This window comes from Flagellimonas amoyensis, from assembly GCF_003058265.1.
Lineage (GTDB): Bacteria > Bacteroidota > Bacteroidia > Flavobacteriales > Flavobacteriaceae > Flagellimonas > Flagellimonas amoyensis.
Genome location: NZ_QBUK01000010.1, coordinates 76,283 through 91,769 on the forward strand (window position 1 = coordinate 76,283; position 15,487 = coordinate 91,769).

Consider the following 15,487-nt stretch of genomic DNA (forward strand, 5'->3'; position numbering starts at 1 on the left):
AATCAATATATTTAGGCGGCCTTGGCGTGCAAGAGACGCGTAAGTTTTATGGATAGGTCCGTAAAGATCAGCTTGGGGTTTCCGTTACGTTCCACGTGAAAAATAGCTGTTTCCAACTCCTTTACAATATCCAAAATATTGTTCTCGTGTACAAACGGGGCAAACTTGTTCAGGTCAAAACCCTCCACATGGATCTTGGTGTGTACCAGCTCCTTGGCGCCATAGTTCAGCAATAGGGCCTGCCGCATCAAGCTCAGGCAATAGTTCAGGAACTGTTTTTGGACCTCCCGACCCATTTTGGACACCTCATCGCTCCACAAAATGAGTTCTTGTATGGCCCCTTTGTTGCCTTTGGCCTTGAATGCGCTACGGACCCATTGGACAAACCATCGTTCAAAGACGAGGTCTTCGGAATCCTTGTTCATGAGGTCCAGTGCCTTGTTGAAATTGCCGTTGGCCTCTTGGGCCATGGCAAATGCCTCGGTCGGGTTCACCCCTTGCCGGATAAGCTCATCGGTGATCACCTGCTCGGCCAGTGGGGGGAAGTGCAGTATTTGGCAGCGCGACCGAATGGTGTTGATGATCTGTTCCTCCTCTTCTGCCAATAGGAGCAGCACTGTTTTCTGTGGAGGTTCCTCAATAAGTTTCAATAGTTTGTTGGCCGCGGAAACGTTCATCTTTTCGGCCATCCAGACGATGAGGATCTTATAACCACCCTCGTACGATTTCAGCGAAAGCTTTTTCACCACATCCTGGGCCTCGTCCACGCCGATCTGTCCCTGTTTTTTTTCGATGCCGATCAATCGGTACCAATCAAACAGGTTGCCATAGGGCTGTTCTTTTACAAACTGGCGCCATTCGTCCAAAAAATGGTCGCTCACCGCATGGGACTTCACCTTGTCCGAATTGGAAACGGGGAAGGCAAAATGCAGGTCGGGGTGGGTCAGTGACTGGCACTTGGTGTTGCAGGCCATGTTGCCGCCCTCGTTTTCGCCCCCGGCATTGCCACAGAGCAGATACTGGGCATAGGCAAGGGCCATGGGCAGGACACCGGAACCTTCCGGCCCCACAAAGAGCTGGGCGTGGGCCACCCGGCCTGTCTCGGCCGTGGTCACCAAATGGTTCTTGATATGTTCAAGCCCTAAAACGTTTTTGAAAAGCATGTCCCAAAGATACATTTTTTAGAAGGTTGAAAACAGGGATGTCACAAGTCAGGAGTCGGAAGATTCAAACCCAAAAACCTGAAACCCCAAACAATTCAATAACCCACGAACCCAATAATATAATATCAAACCCTGAAAAATATAACAAAAGCTTCCCGATCAAAAAGCAGGAAATCTTTACTTTTGGGACTCTCATAAAGACACACTACATGAAGACTATTGATGATTTTAATTTTGAAGGAAAAAAAGCATTGATCCGTGTTGATTTCAACGTGCCGCTGGACGGCAGTTTCAATGTCACGGATACTAGTAGGATAGAGGCCGCAAAGCCAACCATCGTAAAAATATTGGAAGATGGTGGTTCCGCAGTGCTCATGAGCCACTTGGGGCGCCCCAATGGCAAGGTGAACCCTGACATGTCCCTTTCCCATATTGCTGATACGGTTTCCGAAATCATCGGTGTCCAAGTGAAGTTCGCGAAGGACTGTGTGGGCAAAGTAGCTGAAGATGCGGTGGCAAACCTTCAAGATGGAGAGGTGCTCCTGTTGGAAAACCTTCGTTTCCACGATGAGGAAGAAGCTGGCGACGAGGCTTTTTCCAAAGCACTGTCCCAATTGGGCGACATCTATGTGAACGATGCTTTTGGTACCGCTCACCGTGCCCATGCCTCCACGACCATTGTGGCCAAATTTTTCCCGGACCATAAATGCTTCGGATACCTGTTGGCCAAAGAGATAAAGGCCATCGACAAGGTGATGGAGACAGGAGAAAAACCAGTGACCGCCATTTTGGGAGGATCCAAGGTGTCTTCCAAGATCACCATCATCGAAAATATTCTGGACAAGGTGGACAACCTCATCATTGGTGGGGGAATGACCTATACCTTCGTCAAGGCAAATGGCGGAAAGGTAGGGGACTCCATCTGTGAGGACGACAAAATGGACCTGGCCCTCAACATCTTGAAAAAGGCCGAAGCAAAAAATGTAAAAGTATACCTACCCGTTGATGTGTTGGCAGCAGATGCCTTTGACAACAATGCCAAAACCCAGTTTGTGGATGTCGACAAAATCCCTGATGGATGGCAAGGGTTGGACGCAGGGACCAAGACCTTGGATATCTTCAAACAGGTGATCCTAAACTCCAAGACCATTCTGTGGAACGGTCCAGTGGGTGTCTTTGAAATGGAAAGCTTTGCCAAAGGAACCATCGCCATTGGAAATTTCATAGACGAGGCCACCAAAAATGGGGCATTCTCCTTGGTAGGTGGTGGTGACTCCGTCGCGGCCGTGAAGCAATTCGGTTTTGAGGACAAGGTAAGTTATGTGTCCACAGGGGGCGGAGCAATGTTGGAAAGCCTTGAGGGCAGAACATTGCCAGGAATCGCTGCAATATTGGACTAAGTTTTTCGTTAGGGATTATTGGGGAGAACCCAAGCAAAATAGGTTTTTTGGTCCGGAATTTTATTTTTTCGGAAAAAAAGCCCATTTTCGTTTGTCCCAAGAAAATCAAACCCTGTCCAAATGAGCCAAAAATTGAAAATTGCTGTATGTGCAGCGTTGCTTTCCGCGACCCCATATCTGTTTGCCCAAGAGTCGGAATCCATACCATCGGTAGAACAGGACTCCATTGTGTTTCCTGATGAGGAAGTGCCAGCGGTCAAAATGTCCAACATCAAGATCGATGGGGAATTTGTTGCCCTGGAGCAGGATGGAGAGGAAAAGTTCCAATTGCAGGACCTTGAAGCGGCCAGAAGGTATGACAGCCTTTGGCTGAAAGAACTCCACAGCAGTGCGGACCTGTTCAGCGACATGCTCTTGGAGATACAGAATGGCCCCGGACAGGATTCCATTTTTGTGCTGGACCTCCCAACGGACACTTTGAAGGCCCGTTTGGCGAGAATGAACGAGAAGACCCCGTTCAATATCGTCTATAACCCCTCTTTGGAAAGCGTCATCAAATCCTTTTTGACCCGCAAAAGGGACCTGATGCAACGCATGATGACGGCAAGTCAATTCTACTTTCCGTTGTTTGAACAGGAACTGGACAACCAGAACATTCCGTTGGAGATCAAATACCTCGCCATCATAGAATCCGCCCTTAACCCTAGGGCGCAGTCCCGAGTGGGTGCCAAAGGGCTTTGGCAGTTTATGTACGGCACAGGAAAAATGTATGGGCTGGACGTGAGCAGTTATGTGGACGAGCGCCACGACCCCATTATGGCGACCAAGGCGGCCAGTAAGTACCTTGCCAAGCTCTATGATATTTTCAATGACTGGGATTTGGCACTTGCAGCCTACAATTCCGGGCCGGGCAATGTGAACAAGGCCATTAGAAGGTCTGGCGGTTATGAGAACTATTGGAACATTCGTCCGTTCCTTCCACGTGAAACGGCCGGCTATCTTCCTGCGTTCTTGGCCACCATGTACATTTTTGAATATGCCGAAGACCACGGCCTTCAATATAAGAAAGCCGATAGACCTTATTTTGAAACGGACACCGTTCATGTAAAAAACCTCATCACCTTCGATCAGATTTCCAAATTGGTGGACATCAGCACCGAGGAACTCGAAATGCTGAACCCTGCCTACAAATTGAATGTCATCCCAAAGGTAGAGGGCAAAAATTATGCCTTGCGATTGCCAACCACCAAGATCGGCAAGTTCGTGAGCAATGAAGAGCAGATCTATGCCTTTGTGAAAGAGGAACTGGAATCCCAAAAGGAAACCATGCCCGAGATGGTGACCGCGCAGGACCAGATCCGCTACAAAGTAAAAAGTGGGGATTATTTGGGTAAAATTGCCGAACGTTACGGTGTTGGGGTCAGTCAGATCAAAAGCTGGAACGGACTTCGCAGCAATAACCTCAGGATCGGTCAGCGATTGACCATCTTTCCCAGAAAGCCCTATGTGGCCAGTAACACCCCGCAACCTTCCTCCACAAGTGCGGCTGCCAGTGGCTCCAAAGTGCATACGGTACAGTCCGGGGACTCCCTTTGGACCATTTCAAAAAAATATCCGGGAGTTTCTGTTGAAAATTTACGAGAATGGAACGGTATTAGTGGCAATAACCTAAAACCAGGCACAAAACTTAAATTGTGCGATTGTTCTTCGTAAATTTAACACAAGATGAAAAAATCAGGGACACTATGCTTCGCCATGGCTTTATTGGCGTTGGGAGCTTGTAAGGATTCAGGCCCCAAGGAAAGATTCCTTCCCCCATCCACGGGAGGTGTAAACAGTTTGATGGTGGTCATGGACACCGAACTATGGAAGGGACCCGTAGGCGACAAGATCAGGGACGAGTTTGCTGCCCAAGTGTTGGGCCTGCCCCAAATAGAGCCCATATTCAGCATTACCCAAGTGCCCCCACAGGTCTTTAAAGGGACCACCACCTACTCCCGATCCGTACTCTACGTGGAACAGGACTCCACCTCTTTGGCACACATTAAGGACGATGCCTATTCTAAACCCCAAAAAGTAGCAGTGGTCACCGGAGCAACAGAAGAAATCATGATCCAAAACTTGGATTCGTTGGCGCCAAGGGCCATAAAAGCTTTCAGGGAAGTGGAGATTGCCGAGGCTCAAAGGCGTTTTGGCCGTTCCCTGAGCGAGGATAAGGCATTGGAAGAAGAGTTCGGTCTGCGTATGAAGGTCCCATCCCTCTACAAAGTGGGCAAGCGGGAAAAGAATTTCGTTTGGATGGACATACAGATCCCCAAAGGGACCATGAACATCATTGCCTATGAAATGCCATGGAACAGCTTCAAGAACGATTCCACTTTTGTGGAAGACATCGTAAAAATGCGGGACTCCATGGGGCAGCAATATGTCCCGGGCCCTAACGAAAACACGTACATGATCACGGAGAAGGCTTTTGCGCCCTACATTTTCCCCACGGAAATAGGAGGTAAGAAAGCCGTAGAGGTCAAGGGAATGTGGGAAATCCACGGATACCCGATGGCGGGTCCTTTCCTTACCTATATCATCAATGATGAGGAAAACCAACGGAAAATGGTCTTGGAAGGCTTCACCTTTGCCCCGTCCACGGAGAAGAGGGACTATATGTTTGAACTGGAGGCCATCTTAAGGACGGTTGACTTTGACCCCAAACCTGTTTCCAAGTAAAATAACAAATAAGATATGAAAGCAAAAAAGCCCGTACGCATAGCGTCGGGCTTTTCTGTTCTTTAAATGCTTAAGGTTGGTCAATCAAAGGCAAAGCCAGTAGCCATCCTGTAAACAAAGGCATAAAGCACGATGAAGAACATGGCGAAGCTAAACCAGGCAAATACCTTAAAGTATTTTTCTATAATGATGTGGCCCAAGTTGCGGAACCCTTCCAAATAAATTTCTTTAACGAGTAATAGTTTTTTCATAAGTCAGATTTAAGATTTAAAGACAAGGCAAAGTTTCAAATTCAACGACCCGGATGAAAAACAAAGGGATGAAATGCTCAAAAAGAAAGACCAAAGTGATCAGCATAGGGCGAGATCCTGCAAAGCACGCTTATTGATCGATATACTGCAAAATCGGATCGTGCCGTTTGGCGGAAGAAACATCCGATGAATGGTGCAAAAGGGAAAAAGAGTCTGAAAAATGGACGAAACCGGGTTTAGAAAACCCTTTATTGGGACACGATGATGAACTCGGACCGACGATTGAGTCGGTGCTTTTCAGGCGCACATCGTTGACCATCCGAGCAGTTGTTCAGCAAACGCTCTTCGCCATAACCCATGGCACTTTCAATCTGGGAAGAATCAACACCCTGTGAAATAAGGTAGTCCTTTGTGGAATTAGCCCGTTTCTCCGAAAGGTATTTGTTATAAGCGGCATCGCCTATGGCATCGGTATGGGCCTCAATTTTGATCACCAGATTTTTATGCGCTTTCAATACCGCGACCAATTTGTCCAGTTCTTGAGCGGCCCTTTGCTTGATGCCAAAACTATCAAAATCAAAATGGATGGCTTCGGGGTCCAGGGACACGATATTTTTTTCCGTATCAATGATATCGTTCGCGGCTTTGAGGGTGGGATTGACCACAATCCTTTCGTTGGCTTTTGTACTGGCGGCCCTACTGTCGTCAAAATAGCCCCGCTTAGCCGTTTTTATGGTGTACGGGGTGTTGGGCGACAGATTTGGGAAGATATAGCCTCCAACGGCATTACTGCTGTATTCTGCAAGCAATGTTCCTTCGCTGTCCAATAATTGTACGGTGGCATTTTCAAGTAGCTCACCGCTCTGTACATCCTTCACCTCACCGGAAATGGCGTTGAGGTTCTCTGTTTGCACAAAGGAATAGATGTCATCATCCCCCTTGCCCCCTTTTCGGTTGGATGCAAAATAGCCTTGTTGGCCAGCGGCATCGATGATATAGGAAAAATCGTCACGAATACTATTGATAGGTTCTCCCAAGTTGACGGCTACGCCAAAGATTCCATTGGAAACATCGGAGCGATACACGTCCAGTCCGCCAACCCCCATGGGCCTACTCGATGAAAAATAAAGGGCCCCTTCCGTAACAAAGGGAAACATCTCCTTGGCATCGGTGTTAACGGTCCGCCCCAAGTTTTCGGGTTCAGAGAAATTGCCATTTTCTAGAATCTCCACCACATAGATGTCCGTTTCTCCAAAACCACCGGGTCTATCGGAAACGAAATACATTTTTTTGCCATCAGGGCTTATGGCCGGGTGGCCTGTGGAATAATTTTCACTGTTGAGCGGAAGTTCCTCGGCCTCTGTCCATTCATTATCCACCCATTTGGAGCGGTAGATCTTGAGGTGGTTCACCCCTTCTTTTCCCCGTTTCAGTTTTTTGCCATAGTTGTTGCGGGTGAAATAAATGGTTTTCTGATCCGGAGCGAAAGCCACGGAAGCTTCATGGTATTTGGTGTTTATCTTCCGAGAAAACTTTTTGGTCCCGAAAAGCTCCCCTTCCTCATTTTTCTTTTGCGCCACATAAAGGTCCAGAAAGGGTTGGTTGGTCCAACGGTATCTTCTGGTGGTCAAAAAAGAGGTGTCCCTAGCCGAGGCAAAAACGAGCTCGGAGCTGTTATGGAACATGGGGGAAAAATCGGAATAGGGGGAATTTATGGACAGGTTCTTGATCTTGGTCAAAGAGGTACTTTTCCAGGTTTTAGGGTTGTTGGCGTTATTGTTTTGAGGCCTTCCGGTCCCTTTTAGGGTTTCGTTATATCGGAAGCGAACATCTTCAGGCATCTTTTCGGCATAACGACTGTACAGTTCATGGTACCATTTATAGGATTTCTCCAGATTCCCACTGAAGTAATGGGAATCCCCGGCCTTGGAAAGCAGTTCCATGCTATGTTCCGCATTGTGCTGCTCCAGTACGAGGTCGAATATTCTGGCCGCTTCCGCATACCACATTTTTGAATAGTAGTCATTGCCTTGGGCAATCAGCTTTTCCGTAATCCCTTTTTCAAGGAGAATGGGAGCCGCATCACGGTTGACTTCACGTTCCGATGGGCCAACACTGTTCTTCCGGGCTGGCAGTTGGGAACCGGCCACAGTAGGAGTGATATCCTTGGCATTATCCATGAGAGAGGTTTCCTGGGACATGGCCCCAAGGGAAATCAACAAAAGAAAAAGCAAGATATGTCTTTTCATTACCGCTCCAGCTGCACAAATGGCTTTGGTGCCATTTGGAGGTTAAGCAAGTGGGCTTAACATTTATTTCTGACCACTAAAGTAGAAGAAGAAGAGGGGGAGAGTAATTTTTTGTTGTGAACGAATGGATTTTTGGCGTGTAATCCAAAATAATGTGGTTCTTCATCGACAAGCCCCCAAATAATGAGGGCTTTATTGATGTAAAAACCCGATAAGTCAAGTATAAAATTAGGAGTTGGATTCTTTGCTTCCGCCTTCCAATTTTTCCTCTTCCTTGGAAGCATCCTTAAATTCCTTTATGCCACTTCCAAGACCTCTCATCAGTTCAGGAATCTTTTTGCCTCCGAAGAGCAAAAGAACCACAACAACAATGAGCACGATCTGCCATGGGCCGAGCATACCTAAAAACATAGTTTGAGCAATCATAATGCAAAACCTTTAAATGAAAGGTAAAATTACTAAAAAGAACTGGAAGAGCGCAGCGGATTAACGAAAATTAGTAATTCGCGACGGCTGTAGGAATTTGATACAAGGCTTTTTAAAAAGCTTAACACCTATATTAAAATCTAAGATTATCTTTGTTCTTATGGCAAAGGACAAAAAGAAAAGAAAGGAAATAAAGCGCAAGCTGCTGCACAAGTACCGCTTGGTGATCCTCAACGAGAGTACCTTTGAGGAAAAGATTTCGTTCAAGCTGAGCAGGCTCAACGTTTTTGTCACGGGAACCCTGTTCATTATCGTGCTAATAGGGCTCACCACCTTGATCATTGCCTTTACCCCGCTCAGGGAATACATTCCTGGGTATTCTTCCACCAAGTTGAAACGCCAAGCCACCGAGCTTACCTACAAAACGGACTCCTTGGTCACCGTCCTTAACTATACCAATCGGTATTTGGACAATGTCCGAATGGTTTTGCGAGGGGATATCGAGAACAACCAAATAAACCGCGACTCCCTTTTTGAACAATACAAACTGGACCCTTCCACAGTGGACCTTACTCCCATACGACAAGATCTGCTCCTTCGTGAAGAAGTGGAGTTGGAGGACAAGTACAACCTTTTTGAACGGAACATCGAGAATTTGGGTACACTGATGTTCTCACCGATCACCGGGACCATGTCACAGGGCTTTGACATCAAGACCAAACATTTTGCAGTGGACCTTGTGGCCCCAAAGGACACTCCGGTAAAATCCATAGCCGATGGTACGGTACTCTTTGCCGAATGGACCTCGGAAACAGGGTATGTCATCATCATTGAACACCAGGATGGTTTTACCTCGGTGTACAAGCACAACGGCTCCTTGACCAAATCGCAGGGAGACCTGGTCAAAGCAGGGGAGGTCATTGCATCCATCGGGAACACGGGAGAGCTCACCACGGGCCCCCACCTACATTTTGAACTTTGGAGAAAGGGAAAACCAGTAGATCCCCAGAACTATATCGACTTTGATTAAATGTCATTAAAAGCACTAGCCGCAAAGATTTTTGCCAGAAGAGTGGCCCGAAGGACCGCAAAATGGACCAACCAACCCGTGCAGGCCCAGCAAAAAGTTTTTTTTGACTTGATCGCTACGGCCAAACAGACCCAATTTGGGAAGGACCATGGTTTTGAGCACATCCGATCCCATAGTGATTTTGTGGAAAAAGTACCTGTCCGTGACTATGAAGAATTGAAAGAATATGTCCAGCAGATCATAAATGGACAGAACGATGTGTTATGGCCCGGCAAGCCCCTCTATTTTGGCAAGACCTCGGGCACCACTTCGGGGGCCAAGTACATCCCGATCACCAAGGAATCTATAAAGTATCAGGTGCAGGCCTCCAGAAATGCCATTTTGAGCTACATCCACGAGACGGGCAATGCAGATTTTGTGGACGGCAAGATGATCTTTCTTCAAGGCAGTCCGGAATTGGAGGAAAAAGGGGGTATCAAACTGGGGCGACTTTCGGGAATATCTGCCCATTACGTTCCCAATTATCTGCAAAAAAACCGATTGCCCAGTTGGGAGACCAATTGTATAGAGGATTGGGAAACGAAGGTGGACAAGATCGTGGAAGAGACCGAACAAGAGAACATGACGGTCATTGCCGGGATCCCTTCCTGGGTGCAGATGTATTTTGAAAAACTACACGCAAAGACCGGGCAAAAAGTGGGCGATCTGTTCAAAGAGTTCCAGTTGTTCATTTACGGAGGGGTCAACTATGAGCCCTACCGCGCCAAATTTGAAAACCTGATCGGAAGAAAAGTGGACAGCATAGAGCTGTTCCCGGCCAGTGAAGGGTTTTTTGCCTATCAGGATTCGCAAAAGGAAAAGGGTATGCTCTTACTATTGGATTCGGGGATTTTTTATGAGTTCATCAAGGCGGATGAATTTTTCTCCGAAGACTGCAAAAGACTCACCATTGCTGATGTTGAGCTCGATGTGGACTATGCCATGGTCATTTCCACCAACGCGGGACTTTGGGCCTACGACATCGGGGATACCGTTCGGTTTGTTTCCAAGGATCCTTACCGGATCATGGTTTCGGGAAGGATCAAACATTTTATTTCGGCCTTTGGTGAGCACGTCATTGCCAAAGAAGTGGAAGAAGCCTTGAAGTTGGCCGTGGAGCAGACCGATGCTTTGGTCAACGAGTTCACGGTTGCCCCTCAGACCAATCCGGAAAATGGTGAATTGCCCTATCACGAATGGTTTATCGAATTTGAAAGGGAACCTTCGGACATTTCCAAGTTTTCCAGCGTCATGGAGGAAAGTATGAAAAAACAGAACAGTTACTACTACGATTTGATCGCGGGAAACATTCTTCAACCCCTGGTAATCACGTTTATCCAGCCTGGTGGTTTTCAGGAATACATGAAGGCAGTGGGCAAATTGGGAGGCCAGAACAAGGTGCAGCGCCTCTCCAACGACCGCAAGGTGGCGGATGGATTACAGCCATTTAAAATGAGATAGTTAGGAATTGACTTACTATTAGGGGAATTCGTGTATTTTTGCCAAGAAGTAATGATGGCAACACAAGTAAAACAGACTACAAGGGCACAAGAGTCCACCAACGCCATAGAGCGCTTGTACATTACCATGCGCCATTTGCTCAACCGTGGTTTCTACAAACCTTCGGGAGTTTCCGGAAATGCACTGAGGACCGCCCTGCTCCTTTTACGACCAGAGATTTATGGCACTGTTGCCGAGGATAAGGCCGAACTGAACGGGTTGGTCTATGTATTGGAACGTTTGCCCGAGGGCATAGAGGAGTGCCGTTTTATCAACCTTACTTCGGATGAAGGTTTTTCCAAATCACATTTAAAGCCTATTGTTCCGCCCAAACGGAGAAGAAACTGCTACCGTATCGACAATGAGCAGATGAACATTGAGATAACCCGGGGCAGGAGCGATATTTATGACATTCTTACCCACCTTACCTTTTTGTTCATCGAATCCGGGAAAATATGCCGAAGGGTATTGGTTGAGGAGGGCAATGCGACCATACGGGACTGGGACAAGTTGACGGAGTTTGTGTTGAAGGAAGAAAAGGGGGACGACCAGCGAGAGGTCGCCATGATCCATGTGGCAAACATCTTGGGAAGGACCTTTGATGAGGTAGGCGATATCCAAGAAAAACTCAAGACCCCAGAAGATCCTGATCGTTTTTTGAATGTGGTCTATTGGTTGGGCAAACTGGCCATAGAAGAAGAGACCACGGGAAACAAGCGGACCATAACGTTCAGTCCGTTGTTGCGAGAACGATTGGGCCACCACATCCACGGGGAACGCTGGGCCGATAAGATAAAGCAGACCTTGAAGGACAACAATCTGCTCCACAGGCCGCTACACATCATCAGTGCGAACATGCACAGTGTGATGAACTCCCTTTTCGCAAAAAAGGCTTTGGCCAAGGAATTTGCGGATGCCGATTCCTTAAAGATCTATGAGGCCCTGAGTTCGGAAAAGAACAAAAACCTCAACAAGAAAGTGAAACATCTGGCCGAGAAAAACGGAATGGTTTTTTTGGATGATCAATCCGGGACCAATATCGACGTACAGATATTCGATACGGCCAAATTTGGGAAAGGAAGTTGCTGTTATGAACTGCCCCAAGGAATGCCTGAGGAAGAAAAACCCGTTATATTTGTGATGGACTACGCCTTCGGGGAACAGGCCTATGAAACCATAGACGAATTGTTGAAACCCCATGAAGAAGGTGCAGAAAAATATTTTTTGAACGTGGACTCGGTCTCCATTATGGGCAAGGCAGGCATTTTGGAAGGGGGCAAAGGGGATCTGATGATACCTTCGGCCCATATTTTTGAGGGTACTGCGGACAATTACCCGTTCAACAATGAGCTGAGTGCTGCTGATTTTGAAGGGCAGGGCCTTAAGGTGATGGAAGGGACCATGGTGACCGTTTTGGGGACGTCGTTGCAGAACAAGGACGTGCTCAGGTTCTTTTACGAATCCACTTGGAACGTGATAGGCTTGGAAATGGAAGGGGTGCACTACCAAAAAGCAGTGCAGTCGGCATCAAAGATCAGAAAGAGCATCAAAGAGGGGGTTAAGGTAAGGTATGCGTACTATGCCTCGGACAACCCTTTGGAAACAGGTAGTACCCTGGCCTCGGGAGGCTTGGGAACAACAGGGGTAAAACCCACATATTTGATCACGGACAGGATTTTAAAACAAATATTCAATTCATAGTATGGCGGACCAACCCACAAATCAGAACACATCGGACGAAATAGATTTGGGACAACTGTTTCAGATGATAGGCAGGGGCTTTCAGAAGTTCTTCAATTTTATTGGAAGCCTATTTAATGGCTTTTTCCATATAGTGATATTATCCCTTTTGTTTATCCAAAAAAACATAATCATCATTGGGAGTGCTGTTATACTTGGTGGAATAGGAGGTTATATCTTGGACAAAGTTCTCCCAGAAAAGTACATTTCCAAAATGGTGGTTGAGCCTAACTTTAATAGTGTACAACAGCTTTATAACAACATTGCCTTTTATAATGATTTGGCCGAGGCCCAAGACTCGGTTGCTTTGGCGACAGCCCTTAACATTACCGAACATGAAGCAGCAAGTATTAAAGAAGTCTTTGCTGATTCCTATTCCGACGAGAACCAAAAGATTAAATTGTTTGACGAGTTTGTTCGGGAGCTGGATACCACGACCATCAAAACCATAGACTTTGAAAATTATTTGAAAAATTTCAACTCATTGGATGCGAGGTTCCATCAAATTTCTCTTATTAGCATTGATAATAGAGTGGCCAAGAAAACCCAAACCGCTATCTTGGGTTCCATCTCTGTTAATGGATACTTTAAGCTTCAGAAAAGAATTAACGACGAAAATTTAATGTTACAAGACTCCATCTACAGGCAACAATTGGTAGAGATAGATTCGCTGCAGAACTTATATAGAACGGTGTTGGTAAAGGAGGCCGAAAAGCCCATGCAAGGTACCAGTATCAACATGGCGGACAATGGGCAATCCCAAAACAGGGAACTTGCATTGGTTCAGGAGAGGGACGTACTTAAAGAGAAATTGGTGAATTTGAACAAGGACAGGGCAAATAAATCCTCCATTATTAACGTAATCAGCGATTTTCCGACAAGGGGTGTGGAATTAAAAGGAGTTTGGAACAGTTATAAGTTTATACTTCCTTTGGTTTTATTGGGCCTAGTGATATTTGTATTGGCATTGCTGGAGCTTAATAAATATTTGAAAACCTATAATAAGAGTTAATAGGATATTATTTGAAATAAACCTCATTACTACTTATTTATTTGTCAATATTTACAAGTTTTAAAAACAAACCATGAAAAGGATATTGGTGACCGGTGCCACAGGTCAGTTAGGTCAAACTATAAAGGAATTATCTAAAAACATGACCAATATGCTTTTTGATTTTAAAAGCTCTGCAGATCTAGATATTACCGATACTGGCAAACTTGAAGAAACCTTTATAAAAGGAGGGTTTAATTACTGCATCAATTGTGCCGCATACACTAATGTAGAACAAGCCGAGAAATCGCCCGAGCTTGCATACAGGATAAATGCAGATGCCGTTAAAAACCTTGCTATAGTTTGTTTAAATTATAAAGTTGATTTGATTCACATATCCACGGATTATGTTTTTGATGGCACCAAGACATCACCTTACACAATCAACGATAAAACAAACCCCATCAATGAATATGGGAAGTCTAAATTACAAGGAGAGCAGAATATTAGTGAGGTTATGCCAAATCATTTTATACTTCGAACATCTTGGTTATATAGTAAAAAATTTGGGCATAATTTTTACCGTATCATTTTAAAAAAGGCCGGGGAAGGAGCCGAATTGAGAATTACTGACGAGCAAATTGGCTGTCCGACCAATACACAAACGTTGAGCAAGTTTATCATAGAAGACGTGATCCTGGGAGATAAAGAATACGGGACCTATCATGTAACTGATGGGAAGGCGATGACATGGTATGATTTTGCCAAACAAATTCTTTTAGAACATGGATTGGATAAAAATGCTAAGCTTGTTTTGGATAGGAATTATCGTACATTAGCCAAGAGGCCTAAAAATAGTGTGCTTAATTGATACAATTAAATGTTTAATCTCTATTTGAAACTTCATTTAAGTTAATGGGAAATTCTAGTATAAAGAAAATATTAATAACAGGCGGAGCGGGTTTTATTGGATCACATGTAGTTAGAAGGTTTGTCGAAAATTATAAGGAATATCAAATTTTTAATTTAGATGCACTTACCTACGCAGGTAATCTTGAAAACTTAAAGGATATTGAATATAATGACAACTACACTTTTATTAAAGGGGATATTACAGATGAAGGTTTCCTGACAAAGCTTTTCGTTGAAAAAAGATTCGACGGCGTTATTCATTTAGCTGCAGAATCTCATGTGGATAGGTCAATTTCCGACCCCTTGTCCTTTGTTAAGACCAATGTGATTGGAACGGTTAATTTATTGAATCAGTCCGTTAAATTGGCAAAAGAGAACCCAAGTTTTCGTTTTTATCATGTTAGCACAGACGAGGTTTACGGAGCATTGGGGGAAACAGGCTTTTTTACCGAAACAACCGCATATAGTCCCAACTCACCCTATTCAGCATCGAAAGCAAGCTCAGACCACTTTGTAAGAGCTTATGGTGAAACATATGGTTTACCCTTTGTGGTTTCAAATTGTTCCAACAATTATGGACCCAACCATTTCCCAGAGAAATTGATACCATTGTTCATCAACAACATCATAAATAATAAACCCTTGCCCGTTTACGGAGATGGTAACTATACCAGAGACTGGCTATATGTAAAAGACCATGCGAGGGCCATTGATTTAATATTTCACCAAGGAAAAAATGGGGAAACCTATAATATAGGTGGATTTAACGAATGGAAGAACATTGATCTGGTAAAGTTGTTGTGTGGCTTAATGGACAAAAAATTAGGAAGGAAAGAAAACTCTTCGCAGGAGTTGATCACATTTGTCAAAGACAGACCGGGGCATGACCTAAGATATGCGATCGATGCCAGCAAAATAAATAGGGAGTTGGGTTGGAAACCGTCTGTAACTTTTGAGGAGGGGCTTGAAATCACCATTGATTGGTATTTTGATAACCAGGATTGGTTGGACCATGTTACTTCGGGTGACTATAAAGACTACTACAAAAAGCAATATCAATAA

At 45.2% G+C, this 15,487-nt stretch carries 13 protein-coding genes; 9 read left to right on the forward strand and 4 right to left on the reverse strand.

The genetic code is table 11. From position 1 onward, the window contains the following. Positions 1-11: 11 nt before the first annotated feature. A complete protein-coding gene (locus DB398_RS14270) occupies positions 12-1,163 on the reverse strand; it encodes a DNA polymerase III subunit (RefSeq protein WP_108425123.1) in 1,152 nt (383 codons plus the stop codon). Positions 1,164-1,372: 209 nt separating this feature from the next. On the opposite strand from DB398_RS14270, the gene DB398_RS14275 reads away from it, so the two are divergent. From DB398_RS14275 to DB398_RS14285, 3 genes are all read left to right on the forward strand, one after another. Continuing rightward, positions 1,373-2,563: a phosphoglycerate kinase gene (locus tag DB398_RS14275; RefSeq protein WP_108425262.1), complete on the forward strand. Its 1,191-nt coding sequence runs from the start codon at positions 1,373-1,375 to the stop codon at positions 2,561-2,563. Between the two features lie 120 nt (positions 2,564-2,683). Next, positions 2,684-4,276, forward strand: coding sequence for a lytic transglycosylase domain-containing protein (locus DB398_RS14280; RefSeq protein ID WP_108425124.1), 1,593 nt, complete (start codon positions 2,684-2,686; stop codon positions 4,274-4,276). A gap of 12 nt (positions 4,277-4,288) precedes the next feature. After that, a complete protein-coding gene (locus DB398_RS14285; protein WP_108425125.1) occupies positions 4,289-5,287 on the forward strand; it encodes a DUF4837 family protein in 999 nt (332 codons plus the stop codon). Positions 5,288-5,367: 80 nt separating this feature from the next. On the opposite strand, the gene DB398_RS18480 is transcribed toward DB398_RS14285, so the two are convergent. From DB398_RS18480 to tatA, 3 genes are all read right to left on the reverse strand, one after another. Next, positions 5,368-5,538 (reverse strand): DUF6747 family protein, encoded by a 171-nt coding sequence (locus tag DB398_RS18480; RefSeq protein ID WP_199913408.1) that lies wholly within the window; start codon positions 5,536-5,538, stop codon positions 5,368-5,370. 248 nt (positions 5,539-5,786) lie between these two features. After that, positions 5,787-7,787, reverse strand: coding sequence for an OmpA family protein (locus DB398_RS18690; protein ID WP_199913409.1), 2,001 nt, complete (start codon positions 7,785-7,787; stop codon positions 5,787-5,789). 228 nt (positions 7,788-8,015) lie between these two features. Continuing rightward, positions 8,016-8,213, reverse strand: a complete 198-nt coding sequence (gene tatA / locus DB398_RS14295; RefSeq protein ID WP_108425126.1) for a twin-arginine translocase TatA/TatE family subunit — start codon at positions 8,211-8,213, stop codon at positions 8,016-8,018. Positions 8,214-8,373: 160 nt separating this feature from the next. On the opposite strand from tatA, the gene DB398_RS14300 reads away from it, so the two are divergent. The 6 genes from DB398_RS14300 to rfbB all read left to right on the forward strand — a co-directional run bounded on the left by DB398_RS14300 (position 8,374) and on the right by rfbB (position 15,487). Beyond that, positions 8,374-9,243, forward strand: a complete 870-nt coding sequence (locus tag DB398_RS14300; RefSeq protein WP_108425127.1) for a M23 family metallopeptidase — start codon at positions 8,374-8,376, stop codon at positions 9,241-9,243. Then, positions 9,244-10,743, forward strand: coding sequence for a GH3 auxin-responsive promoter family protein (locus DB398_RS14305; protein ID WP_108425128.1), 1,500 nt, complete (start codon positions 9,244-9,246; stop codon positions 10,741-10,743). Positions 10,744-10,794: 51 nt separating this feature from the next. Continuing rightward, the gene (locus DB398_RS14310; RefSeq protein WP_108425129.1) at positions 10,795-12,483 is read left to right on the forward strand and encodes a DUF6909 family protein; all 1,689 of its coding nucleotides are present in this window, start codon (positions 10,795-10,797) and stop codon (positions 12,481-12,483) included. 217 nt (positions 12,484-12,700) lie between these two features. Beyond that, positions 12,701-13,534 carry a hypothetical protein gene (locus tag DB398_RS14315; RefSeq protein WP_234416306.1) on the forward strand — a complete coding sequence of 278 codons (834 nt, stop codon included), beginning with the start codon at positions 12,701-12,703 and terminating at the stop codon, positions 13,532-13,534. 73 nt (positions 13,535-13,607) lie between these two features. Further along, positions 13,608-14,384, forward strand: coding sequence for a dTDP-4-dehydrorhamnose reductase (rfbD, locus tag DB398_RS14320; protein ID WP_108425131.1), 777 nt, complete (start codon positions 13,608-13,610; stop codon positions 14,382-14,384). A 44-nt stretch (positions 14,385-14,428) separates the two neighbouring features. Further along, a complete protein-coding gene (gene rfbB, locus DB398_RS14325; protein ID WP_199913410.1) occupies positions 14,429-15,487 on the forward strand; it encodes a dTDP-glucose 4,6-dehydratase in 1,059 nt (352 codons plus the stop codon).

What these genes read in the sequence shown, in the direction of transcription:
- DB398_RS14270 (WP_108425123.1), bottom strand. Translation starts at nt 1,163, where the DNA reads ATGCTTTTCAAAAACGTTTTAGGGCTTGAACATATCAAGAACCATTTG.
- DB398_RS14275 (WP_108425262.1), top strand. Translation starts at nt 1,373, where the DNA reads ATGAAGACTATTGATGATTTTAATTTTGAAGGAAAAAAAGCATTGATC.
- DB398_RS14280 (WP_108425124.1), top strand. Translation starts at nt 2,684, where the DNA reads ATGAGCCAAAAATTGAAAATTGCTGTATGTGCAGCGTTGCTTTCCGCG.
- DB398_RS14285 (WP_108425125.1), top strand. Translation starts at nt 4,289, where the DNA reads ATGAAAAAATCAGGGACACTATGCTTCGCCATGGCTTTATTGGCGTTG.
- DB398_RS18480 (WP_199913408.1), bottom strand. Translation starts at nt 5,538, where the DNA reads ATGAAAAAACTATTACTCGTTAAAGAAATTTATTTGGAAGGGTTCCGC.
- DB398_RS18690 (WP_199913409.1), bottom strand. Translation starts at nt 7,787, where the DNA reads ATGAAAAGACATATCTTGCTTTTTCTTTTGTTGATTTCCCTTGGGGCC.
- tatA (WP_108425126.1), bottom strand. Translation starts at nt 8,213, where the DNA reads ATGATTGCTCAAACTATGTTTTTAGGTATGCTCGGCCCATGGCAGATC.
- DB398_RS14300 (WP_108425127.1), top strand. Translation starts at nt 8,374, where the DNA reads ATGGCAAAGGACAAAAAGAAAAGAAAGGAAATAAAGCGCAAGCTGCTG.
- DB398_RS14305 (WP_108425128.1), top strand. Translation starts at nt 9,244, where the DNA reads ATGTCATTAAAAGCACTAGCCGCAAAGATTTTTGCCAGAAGAGTGGCC.
- DB398_RS14310 (WP_108425129.1), top strand. Translation starts at nt 10,795, where the DNA reads ATGATGGCAACACAAGTAAAACAGACTACAAGGGCACAAGAGTCCACC.
- rfbD (WP_108425131.1), top strand. Translation starts at nt 13,608, where the DNA reads ATGAAAAGGATATTGGTGACCGGTGCCACAGGTCAGTTAGGTCAAACT.
- rfbB (WP_199913410.1), top strand. Translation starts at nt 14,429, where the DNA reads ATGGGAAATTCTAGTATAAAGAAAATATTAATAACAGGCGGAGCGGGT.